At 72.4% G+C, this 24,993-nt stretch carries 19 protein-coding genes and 1 riboswitch; of the genes, 10 read left to right on the plus strand and 9 right to left on the minus strand.

Annotated elements, in window-relative coordinates:
• Positions 1-41: 41 nt before the first annotated feature.
• The 5 genes from ACN27G_RS33790 to ACN27G_RS33810 all read right to left on the minus strand — a co-directional run bounded on the left by ACN27G_RS33790 (position 42) and on the right by ACN27G_RS33810 (position 6,325).
• Positions 42-830 carry a GTP-binding protein gene (locus ACN27G_RS33790; protein WP_421496693.1) on the minus strand — a complete coding sequence of 263 codons (789 nt, stop codon included), beginning with the start codon at positions 828-830 and terminating at the stop codon, positions 42-44.
• Entirely contained in the window at positions 808-1,359 is a 552-nt protein-coding gene (locus tag ACN27G_RS33795; RefSeq protein WP_421496694.1) for a DUF742 domain-containing protein, read from the minus strand. Before ACN27G_RS33795 ends, ACN27G_RS33790 begins: the two co-directional genes overlap by 23 nt.
• Before the next feature lie 73 nt (positions 1,360-1,432).
• Complete coding sequence (locus ACN27G_RS33800) at positions 1,433-1,903, minus strand: roadblock/LC7 domain-containing protein (RefSeq protein WP_101369297.1); 471 nt, start codon at positions 1,901-1,903, stop codon at positions 1,433-1,435.
• Positions 1,900-5,040: a nitrate- and nitrite sensing domain-containing protein gene (locus ACN27G_RS33805; protein ID WP_421496695.1), complete on the minus strand. Its 3,141-nt coding sequence runs from the start codon at positions 5,038-5,040 to the stop codon at positions 1,900-1,902. Before ACN27G_RS33805 ends, ACN27G_RS33800 begins: the two co-directional genes overlap by 4 nt.
• Positions 5,030-6,325: a hypothetical protein gene (locus tag ACN27G_RS33810; protein ID WP_421496696.1), complete on the minus strand. Its 1,296-nt coding sequence runs from the start codon at positions 6,323-6,325 to the stop codon at positions 5,030-5,032. The genes ACN27G_RS33805 and ACN27G_RS33810 overlap by 11 nt, the downstream gene beginning before the upstream one ends.
• A gap of 376 nt (positions 6,326-6,701) precedes the next feature.
• On the opposite strand from ACN27G_RS33810, the gene ACN27G_RS33815 reads away from it, so the two are divergent.
• Positions 6,702-9,707 (plus strand): alpha/beta fold hydrolase, encoded by a 3,006-nt coding sequence (locus ACN27G_RS33815; RefSeq protein ID WP_421496697.1) that lies wholly within the window; start codon positions 6,702-6,704, stop codon positions 9,705-9,707.
• Between the two features lies 1 nt (position 9,708).
• Complete coding sequence (locus tag ACN27G_RS33820) at positions 9,709-10,608, plus strand: ABC transporter permease subunit (RefSeq protein WP_421496698.1); 900 nt, start codon at positions 9,709-9,711, stop codon at positions 10,606-10,608.
• A gap of 51 nt (positions 10,609-10,659) precedes the next feature.
• Here the strand turns inward: ACN27G_RS33820 and ACN27G_RS33825 are convergent, their stop codons facing one another.
• Both ACN27G_RS33825 and ACN27G_RS33830 read right to left on the minus strand, forming a co-directional pair.
• Positions 10,660-11,139: a hypothetical protein gene (locus ACN27G_RS33825; RefSeq protein WP_421496699.1), complete on the minus strand. Its 480-nt coding sequence runs from the start codon at positions 11,137-11,139 to the stop codon at positions 10,660-10,662.
• A gap of 6 nt (positions 11,140-11,145) precedes the next feature.
• Positions 11,146-11,649 (minus strand): Panacea domain-containing protein, encoded by a 504-nt coding sequence (locus tag ACN27G_RS33830; RefSeq protein WP_421496700.1) that lies wholly within the window; start codon positions 11,647-11,649, stop codon positions 11,146-11,148.
• Between the two features lie 294 nt (positions 11,650-11,943).
• Here ACN27G_RS33830 and ACN27G_RS33835 point away from each other — a divergent pair, with 294 nt between their 5' ends.
• Entirely contained in the window at positions 11,944-13,227 is a 1,284-nt protein-coding gene (locus ACN27G_RS33835; RefSeq protein ID WP_421496701.1) for a sensor histidine kinase, read from the plus strand.
• On the opposite strand, the gene ACN27G_RS33840 is transcribed toward ACN27G_RS33835, so the two are convergent.
• On the minus strand, positions 13,164-13,856 hold the full coding sequence (locus ACN27G_RS33840; protein ID WP_421496702.1) for a response regulator: 693 nt from the start codon (positions 13,854-13,856) through the stop codon (positions 13,164-13,166). The genes ACN27G_RS33835 and ACN27G_RS33840 overlap by 64 nt on opposite strands.
• 318 nt (positions 13,857-14,174) lie before the next feature.
• On the opposite strand from ACN27G_RS33840, the gene ACN27G_RS33845 reads away from it, so the two are divergent.
• From ACN27G_RS33845 to paaN, 4 genes are all read left to right on the plus strand, one after another.
• On the plus strand, positions 14,175-15,140 hold the full coding sequence (locus ACN27G_RS33845) for a hypothetical protein (protein ID WP_421496703.1): 966 nt from the start codon (positions 14,175-14,177) through the stop codon (positions 15,138-15,140).
• Between the two features lie 113 nt (positions 15,141-15,253).
• A riboswitch (SAM riboswitch) is annotated at positions 15,254-15,370 on the plus strand.
• 14 nt (positions 15,371-15,384) lie between these two features.
• Positions 15,385-16,680: a threonine synthase gene (gene thrC, locus ACN27G_RS33850; protein ID WP_421496704.1), complete on the plus strand. Its 1,296-nt coding sequence runs from the start codon at positions 15,385-15,387 to the stop codon at positions 16,678-16,680.
• Positions 16,681-17,129: 449 nt separating this feature from the next.
• Positions 17,130-18,146 carry a GNAT family N-acetyltransferase gene (locus ACN27G_RS33855; RefSeq protein ID WP_421496705.1) on the plus strand — a complete coding sequence of 339 codons (1,017 nt, stop codon included), beginning with the start codon at positions 17,130-17,132 and terminating at the stop codon, positions 18,144-18,146.
• Between the two features lie 85 nt (positions 18,147-18,231).
• Positions 18,232-19,905 (plus strand): phenylacetic acid degradation protein PaaN, encoded by a 1,674-nt coding sequence (gene paaN / locus ACN27G_RS33860; protein ID WP_421496706.1) that lies wholly within the window; start codon positions 18,232-18,234, stop codon positions 19,903-19,905.
• A gap of 45 nt (positions 19,906-19,950) precedes the next feature.
• On the opposite strand, the gene ACN27G_RS33865 is transcribed toward paaN, so the two are convergent.
• Entirely contained in the window at positions 19,951-20,478 is a 528-nt protein-coding gene (locus ACN27G_RS33865; protein ID WP_421497573.1) for a GNAT family N-acetyltransferase, read from the minus strand.
• Between the two features lie 452 nt (positions 20,479-20,930).
• Here ACN27G_RS33865 and ACN27G_RS33870 point away from each other — a divergent pair, with 452 nt between their 5' ends.
• From ACN27G_RS33870 to ACN27G_RS33880, 3 genes are all read left to right on the plus strand, one after another.
• Positions 20,931-21,134: a cold-shock protein gene (locus tag ACN27G_RS33870; protein WP_033342363.1), complete on the plus strand. Its 204-nt coding sequence runs from the start codon at positions 20,931-20,933 to the stop codon at positions 21,132-21,134.
• 837 nt (positions 21,135-21,971) lie between these two features.
• Positions 21,972-23,594, plus strand: coding sequence for a chaperonin GroEL (gene groL / locus ACN27G_RS33875; protein ID WP_107257537.1), 1,623 nt, complete (start codon positions 21,972-21,974; stop codon positions 23,592-23,594).
• Positions 23,595-23,926: 332 nt separating this feature from the next.
• Positions 23,927-24,988 (plus strand): S1C family serine protease, encoded by a 1,062-nt coding sequence (locus ACN27G_RS33880; RefSeq protein ID WP_421496707.1) that lies wholly within the window; start codon positions 23,927-23,929, stop codon positions 24,986-24,988.
• Positions 24,989-24,993 lie beyond the last annotated feature (5 nt).

Below are 24,993 nucleotides of genomic sequence, written 5' to 3' on the forward strand. Positions count from 1 at the left end.
TTCCCCGGCCCGCCGCCGACCATCGCGACCAACCGTCGGGGCTAAGTCTCCCGCTCCCGGATCGCTCGATCCAGCGCCCGATCCAGCACGATCAGTAGGGCATCGCGCACCGAAAGTCGATCTCGGGCGTCGAACTGGACCAACGGGACATGTTCCCCGATCGCCAGTGCCCAGCGGATCGCCGTGAGATCGTGGGCGATCTTGCCGTCGAACGCGTTGACCGCGACGACGAAGGGTAGCCGGGCCCGCTCGAAGTAGTCGATCGCGGGATAGCAGTCGTCGAGCCGGGACGAGTCGACCACCACCAGTGCCCCCAGCGCACCCCGGGCAAGGTCGTCCCACATGAAGCCGAACCGCGACTGCCCCGGCGTGCCGAAGAGATAGAGCTTCAGGCTGCGGTCGATGGTCACGCAGCCGAAGTCCATCGCCACCGTGGTGGTGGTCTTCTCCGACCGGATACCCGGATCGTCGACACCGATCCCGGCGGTGGTCATCTCCGCCTCGGTGGTCAGCGGCGCGATCTCCGAGATGGCGCCGACGGTGGTCGTCTTGCCGACACCGAAACCCCCGGCGATCAGAATCTTCACCGGGATCGGCGGTGCGGTGCCGCGCCGCTGTTCGGGCCGGGTCGCCGTTGCCGGGTCGCCGCCGGTCTCCCGGGCGGCGTGCCGGGGCGGCGCGTGGCGGGCGGGCGGGGCGTACCCGGCGGGCAGCCCACGGCCGCCCGCGACACCGTGTCCGGCCGGGCTGCCGTACCGGCCGGGTGCGCTGTTGGCCAGTGGGCCGGCCGATGGCGAGGCGGGCCACTCAGGAGATCGCACGAAGTCCATCGATCACTCGCATAATGAGGTCCGGGTCGTGGGCATCCTCGACGGGATACACGTGTACGTCGAGGTGGCCGGCGGCCCGCAGGTCACCGACCAGGATCTTGGTGACGCCGAGGTGCATCCGCAGCCGGGCGGAGATCTCCGCCACGGACATCGGCTCGGCGCAGAGCGCGACGATTTCCTGAAGTTCGGAGGAGAGCCGGTTGACCGGCGGGACGGTCCACGACTCGCCGTCGATCCTCGCGGTCACCTGCGTCTCCAGCCCGATCGCCGGGTCGGCCCCGCAGACCCGCCCGGAGGTCAGTACGAACGGGCGCAACCCGGTCGGCACCGGCTCGACCGTCGGCAGCTCCCCGGTGTCGGCCTCCGGCTCGGGCGTCCCCTCCGCCAGCACGGCCTGCAGGTAGGGCCGGATCCGTACCGTCGGCAGCACCTCCGGCTCCGGTTCCACCTCCGGTTCCGGCGTGTCGCTCCGCTCGGTGCCGCCGGCACGCCGGCCGGGCTGGTCGATGCCCTCGCTCCGTTCGGTCATAGCGGTCCCTCACCCCGCCCGGTGTCGTTCCACGGCGGACGGCGCAGCAGGCCGCCCACCGCAGCACCCGCGATCACGACTGGACGGAGTTCTTCAGTTCGACGATCAGCCGAGGGGTGAGTGCGCCTCCGGCCCGACCGGCGAACAGCGTCATCTCGTATGCGACGGTGCCCAGGTTGGCCGACCTGTCGGCGACCACCCCGAGGACCGAGCCGCTGCTGATCGCGCTGACCAGCAGGTAGCCGTCGGTCATGTCCACCACCACCCGGTTGAGCGCACCCAGGGTGTACCAGTTGGCGGCCCCGCTGGCCAGGCTGGTCATCCCGGAGACGACCGCGGCCAGCCGTTCCGCGTTGGACCGGTCCTTGATCGACGACATGGCCATCAACAGCCCGTCGGAGGAGACCGCGATCGCCTCCTGTACGCCGGCGGTGCCGGACGTGAACGAGTCCAGCAACCAGTTGAAGGTGCGTGCCTCCTGGCTCAGCTCACCAGTGCCCGCTGCCTGCTGGTCCTGTTCGGTACGGATGAAGGGAGTGCTCATCGTGGGGTTCCCTCTTCGTGGCGATGATCTGTGCGGACTTCGCTCAGCGCGCGCGCGACGCCGGACTCGAACTGCGTCATCAGCTCGCGCACCTGGTCGGGGTCGTCCGGTGGGGCGGTGGTGATGGTCGGCGCCTGGCCGAGCGGGGTGGTCGGCGGCGGGACGCTCAGATTGGCTCCGGGAATCCGGCGGTTGAGCCGCGGCGGTGGAGCATCCGGTGCGGTGGTGGGCGTGCCGGACGCCATGCCGGCGCCGTTCGGTCGGGATGGCGGTTCCGCCGGTTCGAGATTACCGCCCTGCCCGCCCGGAACGCTCCGCTCGACCGGCGTGCCGCCGGCTGCCGGCCACGACCCGGGCCGTTCCGGGTCGGGCCGCTGCTGCGGGGGTGTGGGCCGCCGGGGGAGTCCGGGCCCGGTGCCGCCCTGCTCCGGCCGGGGTTCCGGCCCGGCCGACCGGAGTTCGGTGCCGGTCGGGTGGGCTTCGCCGCTGCCCGACCGGCCTTCGCCGCCGACCGGGCGGGCCTGCTGCTCGCGCTGCGCCCGGCGTACTCCGGCTTCGAATTCCTCGATCAGCGCCCGGACCACTGACGGGTCGGCCGGGGTCGGTTCGGGGCGGGCCCGGCCGGTGGCGTCCGGCAGTTGGGCGCCCGGGACCCGCTGGCGCAGCCCGGTGCCGGGGCCGGACGGTGCGGGTCCCGGGCCGCTGTCGGCGGCGGGGGGTACTGCCGGCGCCTCCGCCGGTCCGTTTCCGCTTCCGCCGCCCGGTACCGCCTCGCTCCCGTCGGCGCCCGACCCGGCCGTGGCGGTGCGGGTCTCGAAGGCGTTCCACGGGTTGCCGGAGGTCAGCGACCGGGTGGCCCGGCGGATCAGCTCCTCGTCGAAGACCGGTCCGGCCGGTACCGCCACCGGCGCCAGGTCGGGGAGCCGGAACACCGGCGCCGGCTCGATCACCGCCGGTGCGGTGTGGGCCATCGCGGGAGCGGGCTGTCCGGTCGCGGGTGCGGGTTGCGGGGGTGCGGCCGCCGGTGCCGGTTCCGCCGTTACCGGCGCAGGTCGTGCGGGCGCGGGCGCCGGTTCCGCCGAGCGGGGCGCCGGGCGGCCGTACATGGTGCCGCCGGCGACGCCGCCGCTGTCGGCACCGGCGAGAGCGTCACTGTCGGTTCCACCGTCGGCACCGGCGACACTGCCGCCGTCGGCAAGGGTGCCGCCACCGGCGAAGCCGACGGGCCGGACCGGCAGCGGGGCCGACGCGCTGGCCCGGGGTGAGGGCAGCTCGGGACCCGGGTCGCGGGTGACCAGCAACCGGTCGTCGATCTCCAACCCCACGGTGACCCCGCCGCCCGGGGTGGTCGCCGAGAGGGTGATCCGCCAGCCGTGCCGGCGGGCGAGCCGGCCCACCACGAAGAGCCCGAGGACCTCCGTCGGGACGAGGTCGAGCCGTTCCCGGCGGGTCAGCCGGGCGTTCTCCTCCGCCAGCCGCTCCGGCGACATGCCGATGCCGTGGTCGACCAGGTTGAGGCGTACCCCGCCCGGGACGACCTCGGCGAGCACGGTGACCCGGGTGTGCGGCGGGGAGAACTGGGTGGCGTTCTCCATCAGTTCGGCGAGGGTGAGCACGAGGTCACCGATGACTCCCGGCGCCACGGCGACGTCGAGCCGGACCTGCACGTCGACCCGGGTGAAGTCCTCGATCTCGCCGAGCGCCAGCCGGACCACGTCGCCCAGCGGCAGCGGCGCCACGTGGCCGTCCCCGCCGGCCCCGCCGGAGAGCACCACCAGGCTGCTGGCGTTGCGGCGCAGCCGGCTGGAGACGTGGTCGAGCCGGTACAGGTGCTGCAGTCGCCCCGGGTCGGTCTCCTGGTGTTCCAGGCGGTCGATCAGGGCGATCTGCCGGCCGACCAGGTTCTGGGTACGCCGCCCCACGTGCCCGAACATCTGGGCCACGTTGCGCCGGCTGGCGGCCTGCCGCTCCACCAGCCCGGCGGCGGTGCCCTGCACCCGCTCGAAGGCCCGGGCCAGGTCGCCGATCTCGTCGCGGCCGTCCACGTCCACCGGGTCCAGCCGGATCGGCTGGTAGGACTCGGACTCGTCGTCGACGATCCGGGTCAGTTCCTCCTCGGCGGCCCGGGCCATCCGGTCGGCGGAGACGGTGAGCCGGGTCAGCGGCCGGGCCACCGTACGGGCGACGGCGAGGCTGAGCAGCATCATCAGGGCGATGATCAGCAGTACCAGCGCGCCGACGCCGTACGCCCCGACGATGGCCCGCTGGCGCTGGTCGCTCACCTCCGCGATCACGTCAGTGATGATCTTTTTCTCGATGAACTGGCCGAGCGTGATCAGTGAGGAGGCGGCCGGGAAGAGTGTCTCCAGGCTGAGCCCGGCGAGCGCGTCGGTCGGGTCGGCGGCGCCGGCCCTGAGGAACTCCGGGCTGGTCCGGGCCGCTGTCGCCCGCTCGATGAGCCCGTAGAGCGTGTTCTGCGCCGGGGTGGCGAAGCTGCGGAACCGGTCCAGGTCGACCTGGAGCCCGGCCATGGTGGCGACGTAGGCGGCGCCGGCGGCCGGGTTCTTCGTGCCGGCGACCAGCACGATCAGGCCACCGGCGGCGCTGATCCCCTCGTCCGTGCGGAGCACCGCGTCCAGCGCGATCATCTGGCGCCCCTCGGGCGTCGTCGCGTCCGCGGACCGGGTCAGCCGCAGCGACTCGATCAGCCCTACGTGCACCTGCCCGTAGGTGGTGAGCACCTGCTGCGGGTTCGCCCGGCCGGCCAGTACGCCGGTACGCAGTTCGGCGATCCGCTGCACGCCGTCGATCGCCTCGTCGACCTCCTGGGGCAGCTGCCCGGCGAGGTCGGCCCGCAGGTCGGCGATCCGGTCGCCGACCTGGGCGATCTGCTGCACCAGCTCGGAGCGGTCCACCACGCCGAGCAGGTGGCCGATGCAGAGCAGCCGTTCCCGCTGGAGATCCTGCACCAGGGTCCCGACCCGGCCGGCCCGGCGCACCGACTCGGCCGTCTCGGTCGCCTCCCGGGCCGACTCGATCCGGTCGGCCAGGATCGGGGCGGCGAGGCCGATCGTGCTGAGCAGGGGAAGGATGACGAGCAGGGCCAGCCGGCCACGGATCCGGAGCCTACCGAGCATCGCGGCGTCCCCACGGCGACGGCTGGCGCTCCGCGGCGCTGGGGCGGGTGGCCGAGCCGGCGGGCACCGGGTGCTGCCAGTCCGCCAGTGCGGAGCGCCGGCCCGGCTCGCCCGCGGCCTCCGGCCGGAACGGCCGCCCGTCCGGCACCGGCGTCACCCCGCCGGCCGTCGCTTCCGAGGGTGGTGGTCCGGTCGGCGGCGCCCCGGGCTCGGTGCCGGCGGTGGGGCCGAATCCGAGCGGGATGGCCTCGCCGGCCCGGATCCGGGCCCTGCTCCGGGCGGCGGCGCGGGCGGCGAGCAGCGGTATGGCGGCGAGGGTGCAGACCAGCAGCAGGGCCAGCACCAGTGCGCCGACCGCGATCTGCCGCTCGCCGGTCAGGTCGTCGATCCGGTCCCGGAGCAGGAGGTCGAGCTCGGTCAGGATGATCACGGCCAGGCCGGAGCCGGCGAGTTGCGCGGACGACCGGGCGGCGCCGACCTGGATCGGGTTCGCCGTCGCGGGTTGCCGGGTGAGCGAGGCCAGGTCCTCCACCGCGCGCTGGTAGCCGTCGAGCCGGCTGAGCACGTTGCCACCGAGGCTCCGGCTGGCGGTGTTCTCCACAGCCGCGCGCAGGTTGTCGACGACATCGGCCGCCGGGCTCAGCACCTCGGCCCGGGCCAGCGCCAGCTCGCTGGCGGTACGCACCCGGTCGCCGCCGGGCCGCTCGGTGGCGAGCACGGTGCGGTCGGCGAGCCGGCCGGCCGCGACCAGGGCCTCCGGCAGCTCCTCGGCGACCGCGTCCTGGAGGTGGTAGGCGTCCGAGTCCGGGTCCCGGATCAGCCCGGAACTCTCCCGCACCTTGGCGTAGAGCGCCAGCAGCAGGTCGACCGTCTCGGTGTAGGTCGTCCACGCGTCCTGCGGGTTGGCGGGTGGGCGGTCGGGCAGCGCCTCGATCTTCGCGTGCAGCCCGGCCCAGCGCTCGCTGGTACGCAGGTCGGCGCCGTACCGGACATCGACGGCGCTGGTCTGCTCGACGGCGCTGCGCAGCGCGCTGGATGCCACCGACCGGCCGGCCACGGCACCGGACTGGGCGTCGACCAGGGCGAGGGTGAGCTGCCCGAGCGAGCGCAGGTACTCGACGCCGTGCCGTTCGCGCTCGGCGCCGGACCGCTGCTCGTCGTTGCTGCGCCAGGTCGAGCTGAACAGCGCGCCGACCGGTACGAGGAGGGCGACCGCGAGCAGCACTCGCAGCGCCGTGCCGGTCCGGTCCGGCACGCGCCGGGACCGTTGCGCAGGAACTGTCATCGTCCATCTCCATCGGCGCGAGGGGTCGATCTGCGTGGTGGCGCGTGGGGAGGCCCGCCGGTCCCGTCCACCGGACCGGAAAACTAATAGACGTCGGACCCGTACGATCCGGGCCGAGCAGTCAGTTATGCGTCACTTGGGTACAGGTAACACCGGGTGACCAAAATTGTGACTCCTCGTGCATACTTGCCTAGGTGCATGTATTGATTGGTGGTTTGTGTACCGATAGATCGGAATTCACGGCATCCGAACTCGGCACGCCGGATACCGGATCGCCCCACGCGGACGACGGTCTGCGATCACCGAACGGGCCAGCCGGACGGACGTACGGCGGATCTCAGCCAACGCTCAGCCTCGGCGCCGTACGGTGAGAGCCATGCCTTCCCGACTGCTGGCGCGGCTGCGCCGTGCCCGGCCGACCCGACGCCGGACGGTGGCCGGATCGACCGTGCTGGTGCTGCTCGCCGCGCTGGTCGGCTGGGCGGTGTGGCCGGAGCGCCCGCCCTACTCCACAACGGACTCGGTGATCACCGTCCGTTCCGGACCCGCCGGGGACCAGCCGGTCGACCTGGACAGCACGTTCTACCTGCCGGACGGGGCGAGCGCCGTCCGGCAGGTGCCGGCGGTGCTGCTGGCGCACGGCTTCGGCGGTACGAAGCGCTCGGTGCGCGCCGACGCGGAGGACCTGGCCGAGCTGGGCTACGCGGTGCTGACGTACACCGCGCGGGGGTTCGGGCGCAGTGGTGGGCAGATCCACCTGGACAACCCCGACTACGAGGTGCGGGACGCCGCCCGGCTGCTCGACTGGCTCGCGCAGCGGCCGGAGATCCGCAGGGATGCGGCCGGCGATCCCCGGGTGGGCGTGGTCGGCGGCTCGTACGGCGGCGCCCTGGCGCTGCTGCTCGCCGCCCAGGACCAGCGGGTGGACGCCATCGTGCCGATGATCACCTGGCACGACCTGGCCCGCTCCTTCCTGCCGGAGTCCACCGGCCGGGAGCCGGTCGACGGTGTTTTCAAGAAGGGCTGGGCCGGGCTCTTCTTCGGCAGCGGCGGCGCAGCCGGCGCCGGCCCCGGCGGGCTGGCCGCACCGGGAGCCGCCCCCGGAGCGGGCGAGGGCGGCACACCCGGAGCGGGCGAGGGCGGCACACCGGAAGCGGGCGGGGAGCCGGGCTCCGGACAGGACTCCGCAGCGGGCTCCGCGCCCGGCTCCGGACCGGACGCCGGCCGGGACCCGGTGCCCGGCACGGTGCCGGGGGCGGCGCCCGGCAGTACCCCGGCCGATCCCGCCTGCGGGCGCTTCGCCGCCGACGTCTGCGCCGCGTACCAGCGGATCGCCACCGCCGGCCGGGGCGACCCGGCGGCGGTGGCGCTGCTCCGCCGTTCCAGCCCGGCCGGGGTGCTCGACCGGATCAAGGCGCCCACGCTGCTGATCCAGGGTGCGGCGGACAGTCTCTTCCCGCTCGCCGAGGCGGACGCCAACGCCCGGGGCATCGCGGCCGGCGGCACCCCGGTCCGGGTCGCCTGGTTCACCGGCGGGCACGACGGCGGCGAGGGCCCGCAGACCGACCGGGACCGGCTGCGCTTCCTGATGGCGCAGTGGCTGGGCCACTACGTCAAGGGCGCAGGCGAGGCGCCGTCGACCAGCTTCACCTGGTCGCGGATCGCCGGCTTCGACGCGCTCGACCGGGGTCTGGTCGCCACCGGCTACTCCGTCACGGACTATCCCGGTGTCGACGGCACCGCCGGTGCGGGCGGGTCGATCCCGGTCGCCGGCCCGGCACAGCGGATCGCGAACCCGCCGGCCGGCAACCCGGCGGCGATCTCCACGCTGCCGATCGGCGGTGGCTTCTCGTCGCTGCTCGACGGCGTCGCCGGAGACCTGCCCGGCCAGCACGCCCGGTTCGAGTCGGCACCCCTGGACCGGGCCGTCGACGTGGTCGGCACGCCCGCGGTCACCATCCGGGCCGCCTCGCCGACCGGCGAGGCGGTGCTCTTCGTCAAGCTCTACGACGTCGACCCGAACGGTCCGGCCGCGCTTCCCAACGGCCTGGTCGCCCCGGTACGGCTGACCGGCCTTCCCGTCGACATCTCCGCCGCGGCCCCGGTCCGGGTCACCCTGCCGGCGATCGTGCGCCGGATCGAGGCCGGGCACCGGCTGCGGATCGTGGTCGCCACCTCCGACCAGGGCTACGCCACGCCGGTCGAGCCGGTCACCTACACCGTGGCGCTCGGCGGGACGGCGTCCGGGACCGTACCCGGGATGCCTCCCGGCGCCCCCCTGACCGGCGCCGAGGTGTCGCTGCCGACCGTGGACGGCGAACCGATCGCCACCCCGGCGGCGCTCTGGCGCTGGGCGCTGGCCGGGCTGCTCGCCGCGATCGTGCTCGGGCTCGTCGTGGTGGTGGCCGTGCTCCGGCGCCGGCACCGCCGCCACGACACATCGGTGCATCCCGAGTACGCCGACACCCCGCTCGTCGTCCGCGACCTGCGCAAGGAGTACGCCGACGGCTTCGTCGCGGTCTCCCGGATCGACTTCGAGGTGCACCGGGGCCAGGTCGTCGGCCTGCTCGGGCCGAACGGCGCCGGCAAGACCACCACGCTGCGGGTGCTGATGGGGCTGACCCAGCCGACCGCCGGCGAGATCCACGTCTTCGGCCACCGGCTGGTGCCGGGCTCCCCGGTGCTCTCCCGGATCGGTGCGCTGGTGGAGGGGCCGGGCTTCCTGCCGCACCTGAGCGGCCTTGAGAACCTGCGGGCGTACTGGCGGGCGACCGGCCGGCCGGCGGCGGACGCGCACGTCGAGGAGGCGCTGGAGATCGCCGGGCTCGGCGACTCGATCCACCGGAAGACCCGCAAGTACAGCCACGGCATGCGGCAGCGGCTCGCGATCGCGCAGGCCATGCTCGGCCTGCCGGAGCTGTTGGTGCTCGACGAGCCGACCGACGGGCTCGACCCGCCGCAGATCGCCGAGATGCGCCGGGTGCTGCGCCGGTACGCCACGGACGGCCGGGCGGTGCTGGTCTCCAGCCACCTGCTGGCCGAGGTGGAACAGACCTGCACGCACGCGGTCGTCGTACACAAGGGGGAGATCGTGGCGGCCGGGCGGGTCGAGGAGATCGTCGGCGAGTCGCCGAGTACCCAGTTCGACGTCTCCGACGTCGAGGCCGCCCGTGCCGTGCTGGACCGGCTGGCCGGGGTGCGGGTGCTGCCGGAGAGCAACGGCGCGCTGGTGGTCGACACCAACGGCACCGCCCGCAGCGAGGTGGTGGCCGAACTGGTCCGGGCCGGTGTCGGGGTGGACCGGGTGGTGCCGAGGCGCCGCCTGGAGGACGCCTTCCTCGCCCTGGTCGGTGAGAACTCTCGGGGAAGCGGGGACCGCTGAGATGACCATCGGTACGGAGACCAGCGTGGCGACCGGGGCGGTGGACGCGGCCGGCGGAGCCACCGGCTACCGGCCCCGGGGCACCCTCTCGATCGCGGCCGAGTGGCGCCGGCAGGCGTCCCGGCGGCGTACGCAGTTCTCACTCGGCTTCATGGTGCTGCTGCCGCTGATCATCCTGGTCGCCTTCGAGTTCGAGGGGTCCGGGGACGACGACAACGGCGGCGGAGAGTTCGGCAGCCTGATCGAGCTGGCCACCACCGGCGGGCTCAACTTCACCCTCTTCGCGCTGCTCGTCTCGTCGTCGTTCCTGCTGGTCGTGGTCGTGGCGCTCTTCTGCGGCGACACGGTGGCCAGCGAGGCGAGCTGGGGCAGCCTGCGCTACCTGCTGGCCGTGCCGGTGCCCCGGGCCCGGCTGCTGGCGGTGAAGCTGGTCGTCGCGCTCGGCTACTCGCTGCTGGCCCTGCTGCTGCTGGCCGGCACCGCCCTGCTCGCCGGCACCCTCCGGTACGGCTGGTCCCCTCTCTCCAGCACCGTCGCCGCGCAGATCCCGGCCGGGGAGGGGCTGCTGCGGCTGCTCGGCATCCTCGGCTATCTGGCGGTGGTGCTGCTGGTCGTGGCCGGCCTGGCGTTCCTGCTCTCGGTGAGCACCGACGCGGCGCTCGGCGCGGTCGGCGGCGCCGTGCTGCTCTGGATCCTCTCCAGCATCCTCGACCAGATCACCGCGCTCGGGGTGCTCCGGGACTTCCTGCCGACCCACTACAGCAGCGCCTGGCTCGGCCTGCTCTCCACGCCGGTGCAGACCGACGACATGGTCAGGGGCGCGATATCGGCGATCTGCTACGCCACCGCCTTCTGGGCGATAGCCTTCTGGCGCTTCACCCGCAAGGACGTGGTGTCGTAGGAGGGCAGGGAGACGGGCCGTTGCGGAGGGCGGTGCAACCTGTCGTGATCATCAATTTCGGTCGGTCGGATACACCTGATGGTGCGCATCCCACCACAGGACGTGGAATACATCCTCAGCCCGGAATCCCCACAGCCGTCGTTCGCCGGAGATCCGGAACCTGAACAACTCCTCGAAGACCTCATCGAGGCGAAGCTCAACGATCCTGGCTTGCGCAGCAGCGCACACGTTCTTGATCGGGTACGCGTGGTGCTTCTTCTTCCGGTTGTGGCTGTGCCCTGTCATCTGGGCCATGAGCTCGCCCCAGGTGCACTGGCTGGCCTCACACAGGAAGGTCAGGATTTCGTATGCGTCGCCGCTGTCGGACCGGGGCCACGACCACAGTCCGTCGTAGCCCCGGTCTACGTATTGAAATGAAAAAATCAACTTTCGGTCATTGCCCTGAGGCTGAACTATTGCTTTCGGCTGGCGTTCGCCTGTGGCCTTTGCCAGGGCAGCCCTGTTGACCTTCGGGTTTTTCTTCGGTGACACAGGTGGCTACCGTTCGGCGCTACCGTCCCCTGCCCACTCGTCCCAGCTGATCTCGTCGACCGGGATCGCTTCCTCTGCGGTATCGACCGTCGAGTAGTACATCTGCATCGCCTCGGCTGTGATCTCGGCGTTCGACCGGGCTGTTGCCGGGAGGCCGCGCCGTGCGTGCGCCCAGGGGTCTTCCCCATGTGTCAGATGGCTGAGCTTCCGGCCATCAAGATGTCCGTACGTGCGCAGCACGGCATCAATCGTCTCGCGCTCGGAGCGAGTGAGGTTGTCAGGGTTACCGCGCGGCAACTCCGAGACGGAGAACCGGCCGCGGTGCAGGGCGTACAGGTCGTGGACGACCGGCCCGTTGGCCCATGCCTGGATTCTCTCGGGAAACAGAGGTTCGTCGTCCCAGACGAGGTGCCATGCCTGCGAGTAGTAGACAAGCTTCTGGAGCTTCATCGATGACATCTCGCCTTGTTGGGCGAGAATGTAGGCGGCGACATCGTAGACGCTGGCCATAAGTTTCACCTCCTGCGGGCGTTCCCCGGCGTCCGCTCTCGGGTGTGACCAGGGTAGCGGTTGCCTGTGACGGCTCCCACGATCAACGGTAGACACTCCATGGCGTTATAGGCGTTCTTTGTGCTGTGATGCCCGATAATTCCTTCTCCTCAGTTTCGCGTCGTCGTAGCCGGCGCGCCACCATCGGAGGCGGGTACCTGACGGACATGGCACAGAGCGGACGCGCTGGCCTATAGTCGGCGGCGGTCGAGCCGCAGGTGGCGGCCTGGTGACTCTCTGGCAGGGGGTGGGCCGGTGCTGGACCACGCCACCCGGGTCGGGCGACCGCCCCGGCGGATCAGTCGGTTTCTTGCCGAGGCGCGGCTGGGCTGGGTGGACGCCCGGCTGATGGTCACCATGCCCGGTCGGGAACGCGCGCTTCGCCTGGTCGCGGTGGTGCTCTTCGGGCAGCGGGCCAGCTACATCGTGCCGGCGCTGGTCGGGATGGACGGCGCCGCCGACCGCTACCACAGCCCGGCGCTGAACACGGCGCTGATGCTCACCGCGGTGCTCTGGAACGTCGTGCTCGGCGTGGCGGTGTGGCGGCGCGGCTGGTTCAGCTACCCGCACGTGGCGGTGGACGTGGGGATCGTCTGCGCGCTGCTGGTGGTGGTGAACATGAACATCCGGTCCGGCTACGAGCTGTCGGCGGCGAACTGGGCCGGCAAGTTCGCCCTCGGCTCGGCGGCGCTGGTCGGCGCGGTGCTCACCCTGCCGAGGCTGCTCGCGGTGCTCGGGCTGCTGGTGCTGACCGCCGTGGTCGCCGCCTCCGTCCAGATCGGCGGGTTGCCGCCCCTGGAGTCCGGCTTCGTCAACCACATCAACTCGAGCATCTGGTTCGCGCTGGTGCTGCACTTCGCCCGCCGGTTCCTCTGTGCCCAGGCGAGCGCGGTCGACGAGGCGACGCAGCGGCGGCTCGCCGCCGAGACGGCGACGGCGGCCGGCGAGGCGCGGTTCGCCGAGCGCCTGGACCACTACCGCCGGCTGCACGACACCGCACTGGCCACGCTGACCGCCATCGCCCGGGGCGGGTTGGACCACCGGGCCGAGGAGGTGCGGCGGCGCTGCGGCCGGGAGGCGGACTACATCCGGGGCCTGGTCACCGAGGACCGGGCGGAGGTGGTCAACACGCTCGGCACCGGCATCGCCGAGGTGGCGGCCGATGCGACCGCGCTGGGCCTGCGGGTGCACCTGCGCTCGGGAACCGTGCCGACCCAGCCGCCCCGGCACGTCGTACGGGCGATCTGCGACGCCACCCGGGAGGCGTTGAACAACGTCGCCCGGCACGCCGGCACCGGCGAGGCGTGGCTCACCGTCGAGTGGCACGACGGGGTGCTCGCCGTCCGCGTCGTGGACCGGGGAGTCGGCTTCGACACCGACACCGACACCGACACCGGCGGCTTCGGCCTACGCCGCTCCATCGCCGAGCGGATGGCCGAGGTCGGTGGCGACCTGCACCTCTTTTCCGAGCCGGGTCACGGCACCAGCGTCGAACTGTTCTGGCCCGCGTCGCCGTCCTCGGAGGTGGCGGAGCGGTAGCGGTGCAGCCCGTCCTCCCGTACCCGGTCGGCGAGGTCGAGTTTGGTGTAGGTGGGCCGGCCCGCGTCGGAGTACTTCGCCTTGACCCGGTCCAGGTACTGCTTGGCGGTGCCGGGCTGGATGCCGACCTTGCGGGCCGTCGCCGTCAACGTCATGCCGGAGGCGTAGGCGACCAGCACGGCCCGTTCCCGGGGCGAGAGCTTCGGCCGGTCCGGCCGCTCGTCACAGGACCAGGCGAAGGCGAGCTCGGGGGAGTGCGCCACCTCGCCCCGGGCCACCGTCCGGATCGCCTCGGCCAGGGTCGGCAGGTCGTGGTCCTTGGTGAGGTAGCCCGACGCACCGGCCCGCATCACGTCCACCCCGTGCACGACGTGTGGGACGACGCTCACCACGAGCACGGTCCGGCCGGTGGCGACCAGCCGGCGGACGTTCTCGGCCGGGGCTGATCCGTCGGCCAGGAGCAGGTCGAGGACGACGACGTCGGCGCGTTCCGGTTCGGTGTCCAGCAGGTGGTCGACGGTGGCCGCGGTGCCCACCAGTCGCAGGTCGGATGCGGAGCCGAGCCAGGCCGCCATGCCGTCCAGCAACATCCGGTCGTCGTCGACCACGGAGACCGAGATCACGGACACGATGGGCGACCTCGCTTTCCGCCGGGGGAGCGATCTGCGGAACAGAGCGATCTGCGGAACCGGTACCGGGGCCCGGCCGGCGGGCAGAATAACGGACATTATACCCACGTTGTTGCATTGTCAAGACCGCAATTCCGCTCTCTGGTACCGTCCGATGACGGTGGGTGATCATCACCCGGGGGTTCGAGCCTCTGAACGGGGAACGGCCCGTGTCGCCCGGTACGTCGGAGAAGAGGGACCATCGGCGATGACCAGACGGAGTCAGCCCGGAACCCAGCCCGCCGAGCCGGCCCCGACGGGCCGTGGGGACGGCGGGCGGTGACCGGAAGCGGCGCCGCCCATCTGGTACGGGCGGCGCTGGCCGCCGGGCGTCTGGCCCGGGTGCAGGTCACCGGCTCCGCGATGTGCCCGGCGCTCTCCGCCGGCACCGTCGTGGTCGAACCGGTCGACTTCGCCGAGATCGGCCCCGGCGACGTGGTCGCGTACCAGGCCGGCGAGCGGGTCGTGGTGCACCGGGTGGTCGCCCGGCGCCCGGGACACCTGCTGACGGCCGGCGACAACCTGCCGCTCTACGACCCGCCCGTGCCCCGGGCGGCGGTGCTCGGCCGGGTGCCGCAGGTCCCCGCACGCCCACCGGTCGCTCCCGTGGCCAGAATGCTCGGCGGGCCGGCCGCCGCCCTTCCGGAGGGTGTCACGCTCTGGCTGGTCGGCGCGGCGGCCCGTGCCCTGCCGGAGAGCGACCACCAGCTCCCGGTGCCCGACACCCACCGCTCGCCGGCCCTGGTCCGGATCCGCCATCTCGCGGGCGGCTCCGCCCTGCCGGACCGGGTACGCCGGGCGCTCGACGCGCTCGACGCGCTGGGCGGGGTGACGGTCGGCATCTCCCCGGCGGCGGTACGGCCGGTGGACGATTTGCGTACCGGGCTCGTCGGCCGGAGCGCACCCGGCCGGGAGGTGCGCCGGCTCGACATCGTGCTCGGTTGCCGGTTCGGGCGTCCGGAGGCGTACCCCGGACCCGGGTCCACCGGCCCGGCCGGTGCCGGCGACGAGGCGTGGTCGGCGGCGGTCCCCGCCGACGGCGAGCCGGTCATCGCCCCCGACGAGGTCGACCACCACCTGCGGACCGGGCCGCCGTTGCGGAGGACCGGGCCGGAGGGCGCGATCCGGGCCATCCTCGTCACGCTGGGCGTACCGCCGCTGCCGAGGTCTCCGGGCGGGCCGGGGGCGGACGGCTCCGCCCCGGGCCTGGCGGCACGGCACCGGACGCTGCGGCCGGCGTCCTAGCCCACCCGCGGGCAGGTGGCCCGGGCAGGTGGCCCGGGGATGTAGCTCACACGCCGGGACGGGACCGGGACAGCGGCCCGCCCGCCCCGTAGACTGGCGGCACACAACTTCATACCTCATCCAGAGGGGCTGAGGGATACGGCCCGATGACGCCCCGGCAACCACTCCACGGCGGAGCAGGTGCCAATTCCGTCCCCGCCGCGCGGTGCGGCGCCAGGGAAAGATGAGAGGACGGCACATCGCCATGACGTCGATCATCGACGCGACCACCCGCCAGACCACTCCGGTAGCGCCCAATCCCGCGCGGGTGCTGGTCTGTCGCGGCTGCGGCACCGAATACCCGCTGATCGCCCAGCACGCCTGCTACGAGTGTTTCGGCCCGCTGGAGGTCGGCTACGACCCGGCCGCGCTGGCCCGGGTCACCCGGGCCGACATCGAGGCCGGCCCGGGCAACCTCTGGCGGTACGCCGCCCTGCTCCCCACCGGCCAGGACCCGACCGCCCGGGTCACCCTCGACCCCGGGCTGACCCCGCTGGTGCCGGCCGCCGGCCTCGCCGCCGAGCTGGGCATCCGGGCACCGCTCTGGATCAAGGACGACAGCGCCAATCCCACGCACTCGTTCAAGGACCGGGTGGTGTCGGTGGCGCTGACCGCCGCCCGCGGCCTCGGCTTCACCCGGTTCGCCTGTGCCTCCACCGGTAACCTGGCGAACTCGGTCGCCGCGCACGCGGCCCGGGCCGGGGTGCCGTCGGTCGTCTTCATCCCCGGCGACCTGGAGCAGGGCAAGGTGGTCACCACCGCCGTCTACGGCGGAGACCTGGTCGCCATCGACGGCTCGTACGACGACGTCAACCGGCTCTGCGGGGAGCTTGTGGAGACCGACGAGTTCTCCGACACCGCCTTCGTCAACGTGAACGTCCGGCCCTACTACGCCGAGGGCTCCAAGACGCTGGGCTACGAGGTCGCCGAGCAGCTGGGATGGCGGATCCCCGAGCAGGTGGTCGTCCCGATGGCCAGTGGCGAGCTGCTCACCAAGATTGACAAAGCCTTCAGTGAGCTGGTCGAGATCGGGCTGGTCGAGGCGCCGGCCAACGGCTGGAAGGTCTTCGGCGCCCAGTCTGCGGGCTGCAACCCGATCGCCGCCGCGCTGCACGCCGAGACCGACGTGATCACGCCGGTCCGGCCGACCGGAATCGCCAAGTCGCTCAACATCGGCGACCCGGCCGCCGGCTTCTACGCCCTGGAGGCGGTGCGCCGGACCGGTGGCTGGATGGACCACGCCGACGACGACGAGATCCGGCAGGGGATCCGGCAGCTCGCCCGGACCACCGGCGTCTTCGCCGAGACAGCCGGCGGGGTGACGGTCGCGGTGCTGGGCAAGCTGGTGGCGAGCGGCCGGCTGGACCCGGACGCCGAGACCGTCGTCTACAACACCGGCGAAGGGCTCAAGACCCTGGACGCGGTCGCGGCACAGGTCGGGCCGACGTACCGGCTCAAGCCGTCGCTGCGCGCGGCCCGCGACGCCGGCCTACTCGGCTGACGCCGGCCCGCCCGGGTCAGGTCGGCCCGCCCGACCGAAAAAGTCCAAGATTTTTTCGCTGCGTCCTGCCGGATCCGAACGGGCAAATGCACGTGCAACTTGCAGGTGAAACTTTAGGGACTCCTCCGACGAGCGTCATTTCCGGCGGTGCGGATGCGGTGCGTAGCTGTGGTTTTGCCGCCCGTGACGAAAACACGCGGTCGAGGGCTTGACGCCCGCATCTGCAGGACGCAAGATGCTCCGTGCGGGAGGGCGCACCGCCGTAGACTTTCTAAGCTCTTACGACCCAACGCCGGAGGCGTTGTGCGGGCGCCCCTCCCGACCAAATTCTTCCCGGGCCGGCCGGTGTCCCCGCCCGCTCTCGGGGTCAACGCCGATCCAGCAACGCCGGTGACGGGCTCGTCGATATTCGGTCGCGCCCGCGTCGTGCAACCGGCACGCTCCACACCATGGACATCGTGGTCACTCCGCTGGACGTCGACGACACCGCCGCCGTGGAGCGGGCGTACGAGATCGAGGCCGCCGTGCGGGCGGATGTCCAGCCGGACATGCCGCCGGCCTCCCGGCGGCGCTTCGTCGTCGGGCTCCGCCAGGGGTGGCCCGGCGACGAGCAACGTCCCGCGCTCGGCTACCTCGACGGCGTGCCGGTGGGCTATCTGAACGTCATGCTGCCGCAGCTGGAGAACCGGGAGAACGCGAGTCTCGCGCTCGTGGTCCACCCCGGCTACGCCCGCCGCGGCGTCGGGCGGGCGCTCTACGAGTACGCCGTGCGGATGCTCCGCGACCTGGGGCGCAAGCGGGTCATCGGCGAGGTCGTCAACATGAACCCGGACGCCGCCGCGACGATGCCCGGCGACGCCTTCGCCGCCGCGATGGGCGCCCGGCCGGCCCTGGCCGACGTACGCCGCCGGCTCGACCTGACCGCACTCGACGAACCGGCACTCGACCGCCTCTTCACCGAGGGCATGGCCCGGGCCGGGGGTTACTCGATCGTGCGCTGGCGCGGCGACACCCCGGAGGAGTACGCCGCCGACGTGGCCTACCTGGACAGCCGGCTCATCGAGGACGCACCCATCGGCGACCTCACCTGGGAGCCGGCCAGCCCTGACGTGCCCCGGCTGCGCGAGATGGAGGCCGTGCACCGCGCGCGCGGACTGGAGTGGTACAGCAGCGCCGCCCGGCACGACGCGACCGGCCGCCTGGTGGCGTGGACCGCGATCAGCATGAACGAGGGCTGCGACTGGCACGCCTTCCAACAGATCACCCTGGTCGAACCGGGGCACCGGGGGCACCGGCTCGGCACCGTGATCAAGATTGACAACCTGCGGCACATCCGGGAGCACGAGCCGGCGCTGCGGGTCATCGACACCTTCAACGCGGCGAGCAACGACTACATGATCTCGATCAACGAGGCGCTCGGTTTCCGTGCCGTCGCCGGGCTCAACACCTGGCAGGCAACCCTCTGAGCGGTGCCGCCCACCGGCCGACCAGCGCCGTCCCGGAGCAGGCGGGAGGCTGGGGCGGGCCGGTCCGGTGCGGCATGATGGCGGGATGACGGAGACCCCGCACCCCTTCTTCGCCCGGCACACCGACACCCTGGAACGGGCGCTGACCGCGATCACCGAACGGTCCTACTGGTCCGCGTACCCCGAGTCACCCAGCCCTCGGGTCTACGGCGAGACCGCCGCCGCCGAGGGCGAGGCCGCCTACCGGGCGTACCTGGGCGGGAAGTTCCCGCTCGACCAGCCCGGCACCGGCGACTGGGTGGGCACCGAGGCGAGCCCGTTCGGGATCGACCTCGGGGTGAGCTACCCGCACGCCGACCCGGAGGTGCTGCTGGCCGCCGCCACGACCGCGCTGCCGGCCTGGCGGGACGCCGGCCCGCAGACCCGGGTCGGGGTCTGCCTGGAGGTTCTCGCCCGGTTGCACGCCAACATCTTCGAGCTGGCACACGCGGTGCACGCCACCACCGGGCAGGCCTTCGTGATGGCGTTCCAGGCCGGCGGGGCGCACGCCCTGGACCGGGCGCTGGAGGCGCTCGCCTACGCGTACCAGGAGATGACCCGGCACCCGGCGACGGCGGCCTGGGAGAAGCCGGCCGGCCGGGGTGACCCGCTGCGGATGACCAAGACCTTCCACGTGGTGCCGCGCGGCGTGGCGCTGGCGGTCGGCTGCAACACCTTCCCGACCTGGAACAGCTATCCCGGGCTCTTCGCCTCGCTTGTCACCGGCAACCCCGTCGTGGTCAAGCCGCACCCCCGGGCCGTGCTGCCGCTCGCCATCACCGTCCGGTACGCCCGCGAGGTGCTGGCCGAGGCCGGCTTCGACCCCAACCTGATCCTGCTCGCCGCCGAGGCGCCCGGCGAGGGGCTCGCCTCCACGCTGGCGCTCCGCCCCGAGGTGCGGATCGTCGACTTCACCGGCTCCACCGAGTACGGCGACTGGCTGGAGGCGAACGCCCGGCAGGCCGCCGTCTACACCGAGAAGGCCGGCGTGAACAGCATCGTGGTCGACTCGACCGACGACTTCGCCGGGATGTGCCGCAACATCGGCTTCTCGCTGACCCTCTACAGCGGACAGATGTGCACCACTCCGCAGAACATCCTGATGCCGCGCGAGGGCATTGCCACCGACCAGGGGCACAAGAGCGTCGACGAGGTCGCCGCCGGCATCGCCGGAGCGGTCGGCAAGCTCACCGGCGACCCGGCCCGCGCGGTCGAGCTGACCGGCGCGATCGTCAACGACGGGGTGCTCTCCCGGCTCGACGAGATCGCCGGTGTCGGCGAGCCGGTGCTGCCGTCCCGGCCGGTCGAGCACCCGAACTACCCGGGCGCGGTGGTGCGTACGCCGCTGATCGCCAAGCTCGGCGCCGACGAGATCGGCACGTACGGGCGGGAGTGGTTCGGGCCGATCTCGTTCGTGGTCGCCACCGACTCCACCCCGCACAGCCTGGCGATCCTGCGCCGGACCGTCGCCGAGCGGGGCGCACTGACCGCCTCGGTCTACTCCACCGACCCCGCCGTGCTGGACGCCGCCGAGACGGTGGCGATCGAAACCGGGGTGCACCTCTCCGGCAACCTCACCGGCGGCGTCTTCGTCAACCAGTCGGCGGCGTTCTCCGACTTCCACGGCAGCGGCGCCAACCCGGCGGCGAACGCGGCACTGACCGACGGCGCCTACGTCGCCAACCGCTTCCGCGTGGTCCAGGCCCGCCGACACCTGTAAGGAAGGGCCCCCGCTTATCGTTTTCTGTAGAAGAAGGGCCCCTTCCTAACCGGGGTGGGCGGGGGCGACGTCCGGCCGGGCGGTGCGGCGCATCTGTAGTTCGCGGAGCGTGGGCAGAACGGGGTGCGGTACCCGGGCGCCGGTGTCGACGAATCCGAGCCGCTCGTAGGCGCGTACCGCCCGGTCGTTGCCGACCACGACCTCCAGCAGCAGCTCCGGCCGGCCGGCTGCCGCCGACCAGGCGCCCACCGCGTCGACCAGGGCGGCCAGCAGCCCGCTGCCCCGCCAGGCCGGGGTGAGGTACACGGCGAAGACCACGGTGACCCCGGGGTCGTCGGGCACCACCTGCCCGCCGGCGTGCCCGACGATCCGGCCGTCCACCTCGGCGACGAACGCGGCCATCCTGGGGCCGGTCGACATCCCGGCGATCCGGGCCGCGAACTCGGCGTGCGGCCGGGCCGCCGCGTCGGCGACCGTCTCCAGGAAGGCCAGCGGCGAGTCCGCGAGCATTTCCAGCCGTATTGCCCGGACCCGGGCGGCGTCGGCGGGGCGTACCCGGCGGACCGGCGGCAGGTCGAGGCCGCCGCGGGGTCCGGAATCGACCGTACCGGCCGCCCGGTGGGGAGGAGCCGTCCCGGCGCGGCCGGCGGCGGGCCCGGAGTCCGGATCGGCGGCGGTCTGCGGGGTGGGAGCCGGCACGTCGGTCATGGTCGCACGCCGTACGGCGACCAGTTTCGGCGGGTAACGGAGCCCTGCAGGTTTCTGCGCATAGCCGGTGACCTGGGCAACGACGGTCGCCAATAGGTGAGAGGGTGGAAAGCGATCGCCCGGTTGCCCGCTCGGTGACCGTTTTGGACTAGTGCGCTGCGACCCGACCTTGGTGTACGGTGCGGGTTCGGCCGCTCGATTCGTGGGATCCGATCATCACATGATCCATTAGGGGAAAACGAGTCGGCGGCCTCGGCAGGCTATGTCGTCGCCGGAGCTCGGGCAGCTCCGACGCGACCGAAGTAAGGAAGTGCACCGTGGCGCAGGGCACCGTGAAGTGGTTCAACAGCGAAAAGGGTTACGGCTTCATTGCCGTCGATGGCGGGCAGGACGTCTTCGTCCACTTCTCCGCCATCGAGATGGACGGCTACAAGGCGCTTGACGACGGTCAGCGCGTCGAGTTCGAGATCGCCCAGGGCCAGAAGGGTCCACAGGCGGAAAAGGTCCGGGTCATCGCCTGAGTTGCCGGGCCAGCGCCCGTAGCTCTCACGGACCTCTCCTCTCTTCAGTCACCCGGACGTTAGGCCCACCCCGGGCGCAGGCCGCCGGTACGACGCCCGTCGGATCCGGTTTGGCCGCGCGTCCGGGAAGGGCCGTGTGGCCGGCTCTTCCCGGGGCAGAGGAATTCGATCCCTGATTTCCGGATCCCGAGCTTTCCGTCCGCTTGGGGTGTCCTTTGTCCGAGCTGTGCGGACCGCCATGCGGCGAGCGCGGATGGGGCATGCGTGCGGACGGTCGCGTGCGCGGCGCTGCCACGCCAGGAACGTGGCGCCCGCCCTCTCTCACTCCGTCCGTCGCTGACGCCCGGCCCGCCCTGCCGGCCCGCCCTGCCGGCCCGCCCTGCCGGCCCGCCCTGCCGGCCCGCCCTGCCGGCCCGCCCTGCCGGCCCGCCCTTCGCGCCTGATGGAGGGTCGGCGGGGCCGTGACGTGCGCTCCGGGCGGCCACGAATTGCCCGAGCTGACCCGGCTCTACTGGCCCAGCCGCTTGCACTCGGCAGGGGAGAGTGCTAAACAAGTGTTTGGCACTCGCACATCGTGAGTGCCAAAGGTCGGGGCGGTAGGGCCACGGTCGTGGACCTGCGCAAGCAGGTGCGCGGCACATGGCCGGTCGTCGCGGGCTGTCCGGCCCGGCCGACGGACGTCACTGTCGCACAGCGCGACGGAGTCGAGCGGGCGCCTCGGTGCCGGCGACCCCGTCCGCCAGTGCCGTAGTGACGTCCGAAGGTGCGTAATCAGGCGGCACGTCCGGGGCCGGCAAGGTTCCCGGTGGCCGCGAGTGTCCAGGAGGACAACGCCGTATGGCCAAGATGATCGCGTTCGACGAGGAGGCGCGCCGCGGCCTTGAGCGGGGCATGAACACCCTCGCCGACGCCGTGAAGGTGACGCTCGGCCCGAAGGGCCGCAACGTCGTACTCGAGAAGAAGTGGGGCGCTCCGACCATCACCAACGATGGTGTGAGCATCGCCAAGGAGATCGAACTCGAGGACCCGTACGAGAAGATCGGCGCGGAGCTGGTCAAGGAGGTCGCCAAGAAGACCGACGACGTCGCCGGTGACGGCACGACGACGGCGACCGTCCTCGCCCAGGCGCTGGTCCGCGAGGGCCTGCGCAACGTCGCGGCCGGCGCGAACCCGATGGCCCTGAAGCGGGGCATCGAGGCCGCGGTCGCGAACGTCTCGGAGGAGCTGAGCAAGCTCGCCAAGGACGTCGAGACCAAGGAGCAGATCGCCTCCACCGCCTCCATCTCGGCTGGGGACACCAGCGTCGGCGAGATCATCGCCGAGGCGATGGACAAGGTCGGCAAGGAAGGCGTCATCACCGTCGAGGAGAGCAACACCTTCGGGCTCGAGCTGGAGCTGACCGAGGGCATGCGCTTCGACAAGGGCTACATCTCGGGGTACTTCATGACCGACCCCGACCGGATGGAGGCCGTGCTCGACGACCCGTACATCCTGATCGTCAACAGCAAGATCTCGACGGTCAAGGACCTGCTGCCGATCCTCGAGAAGGTCATGCAGTCGGGTAAGCCGCTGGCCATCATCGCCGAGGACGTCGAGGGCGAGGCCCTGGCGACCCTGGTGGTCAACAAGGTTCGGGGCACCTTCAAGTCGGTCGCCGTCAAGGCTCCCGGCTTTGGTGACCGCCGCAAGGCCATGCTGGGCGACATCGCCATCCTGACCGGCGGCCAGCCGATCAGCGAGGAGGTCGGCCTCAAGCTGGACGCCGTCGGCCTCGACATGCTGGGCCGGGCCCGCAAGGTCGTGGTGACCAAGGACGAGACCACCATCGTCGACGGTGCCGGCGACGCCGACCAGATCAACGGCCGGGTGAACCAGATCCGCGCCGAGATCGAGAAGAGCGACTCCGACTACGACCGCGAGAAGCTGCAGGAGCGCCTGGCCAAGCTGGCCGGCGGTGTTGCGGTGATCAAGGTCGGCGCGGCCACCGAGGTCGAGCTGAAGGAGCGCAAGCACCGCATCGAGGACGCGGTGCGCAACGCGAAGGCCGCCGTCGAGGAGGGCATCGTCCCGGGTGGTGGCGTCGCGCTGGTGCAGGCCGGCAAGACCGCCTTCGACAAGCTGGACCTGGCCGGCGACGAGGCGACCGGTGCGCAGATCGTCAAGATCGCGCTGGACGCCCCGCTGCGGCAGATCGCCGTCAACGCCGGCCTCGAGGGCGGCGTCGTGGTCGAGAAGGTCCGCAACCTGGACGCCGGGCACGGCCTCAACGCGGCCAACGGTGAGTACGTCGACCTGCTCCAGGCCGGCATCATCGACCCGGCCAAGGTGACCCGGTCGGCGCTGCAGAACGCATCGTCGATCGCGGCCCTGTTCCTGACCACCGAGGCTGTGGTGGCGGACAAGCCGGAGAAGACCCCGGCCGCCCCGGCTGCGCCGGGCGGCGGGGACATGGACTTCTGAGTCCACGCTCCACGTCGAAGGGGGCGGGCCGCGTCAGCGGTCCGCCCCCTTCCTCTTGTCCGGCTGCGTCCGGCTGCTCCTTCCTCTTGTCCGGCTGCCGCTCGCATGTCGGCAACGGCTCGGATGTCCGGTGGCGGCGTCCGCACCGGCGTCCGCCGGTGCCCGTCGCCGCCCGATTCCCAGCCGGCGTTTCACCGGAGAGCGCGGGGGTAGAGCGGAGGAATCGGAGGCCGGTCTGAGCCTCCGGCCGCGCCGCCGTCGGTGCGGTCGACCACCACCCGCCAGGTGCGCCGGCGGACCGGCAGCGCCCCGCTGGCCGGAAGGAGCGCCTCGTGCCCACCAGCCGCCTCCTGCCCCCGTTCGTAGCCGTGCTGCTGGCGGCCGGTCTCGCCGGCTGCACCGAGCAGCAGCCGGGAGACGCGCCGGCCGGGGCGGGAGGCGCCCCGGCCACGGCACAGGGGAGCGGAGCCCCACCGCAGCCGGCCGGTGCCGTACCGGCATCGGGATTGCCGGCGGTGGTCGCCCGCCTGCAACCCTCGGTCGTCACGGTGCGGTCCGGCCAGTCCCTCGGCTCCGGCGTGGTGTTCCGAGCCGGCGGCCTGGTGCTGACCAACGAGCACGTGGTCGGGGACCGGCCGGAGGTCGAGTTGGCGTTGGCCAGCGGTGACCGGGTGGCCGCCAAGGTCGTCGCCGCCGACGCGGTGACCGACCTCGCGGTGCTGCGGGCGGACCGTACCGACCTTCCACCGGCACCGTTCCGCACCGACCTGCCGGCCCCCGGGGAACCGGTACTCGCGCTCGGCAGCCCGCTCGGCTTCCTGAACAGCGTCACCTCCGGCGTGGTCTCCGGAGTCGGGCGGGAGATCCCCGGCTCGGCCGGCCAGTCCAGCGCAGCGATGGTGGATCTGATCCAGACCGACGCCGCGATCTCCCCGGGCAACTCCGGAGGTGCGCTGGCCGACATCCAGGGGCGGGTCGTCGGCATCAACGACGCCTACCTGCCGCCGTCGACCGGGGCGGTCTCGATCGGGTTCGCCATCCCCGCCGCCACCGCCATCGACGTCGCTGACGACCTGCTCGACGACGGCAAGGTGACCCAGCCCTACCTGGGAGTCGCGGTCGCCCGGCTCACCCCGGAGATCGCCCGTTCGCTGAGGGCCGGCACCGACCGAGGGGTGCTGGTCCGCGATGTCGAGGCCAGCGCACCGGCGGACCGTGCCGGGCTGCGTCCGGGGGACATCGTCACCGACCTCGCCGGTGAGAGGATCGGCACCCTGGAGGAGTTCCTCGGGGCGCTGCGCGGCGTCGAGCCGGGCGATCGGGTACCACTGAGCTATCTGCGGGACGGCCAGGCTCGGCAGACCACGGTCACGCCGACTGCGGTGACCCGGTAGCGCCA

The sequence above is a fragment of the Plantactinospora sp. WMMB334 genome (assembly GCF_049179095.1).
Classification (GTDB): Bacteria; Actinomycetota; Actinomycetes; order Mycobacteriales; family Micromonosporaceae; genus Plantactinospora.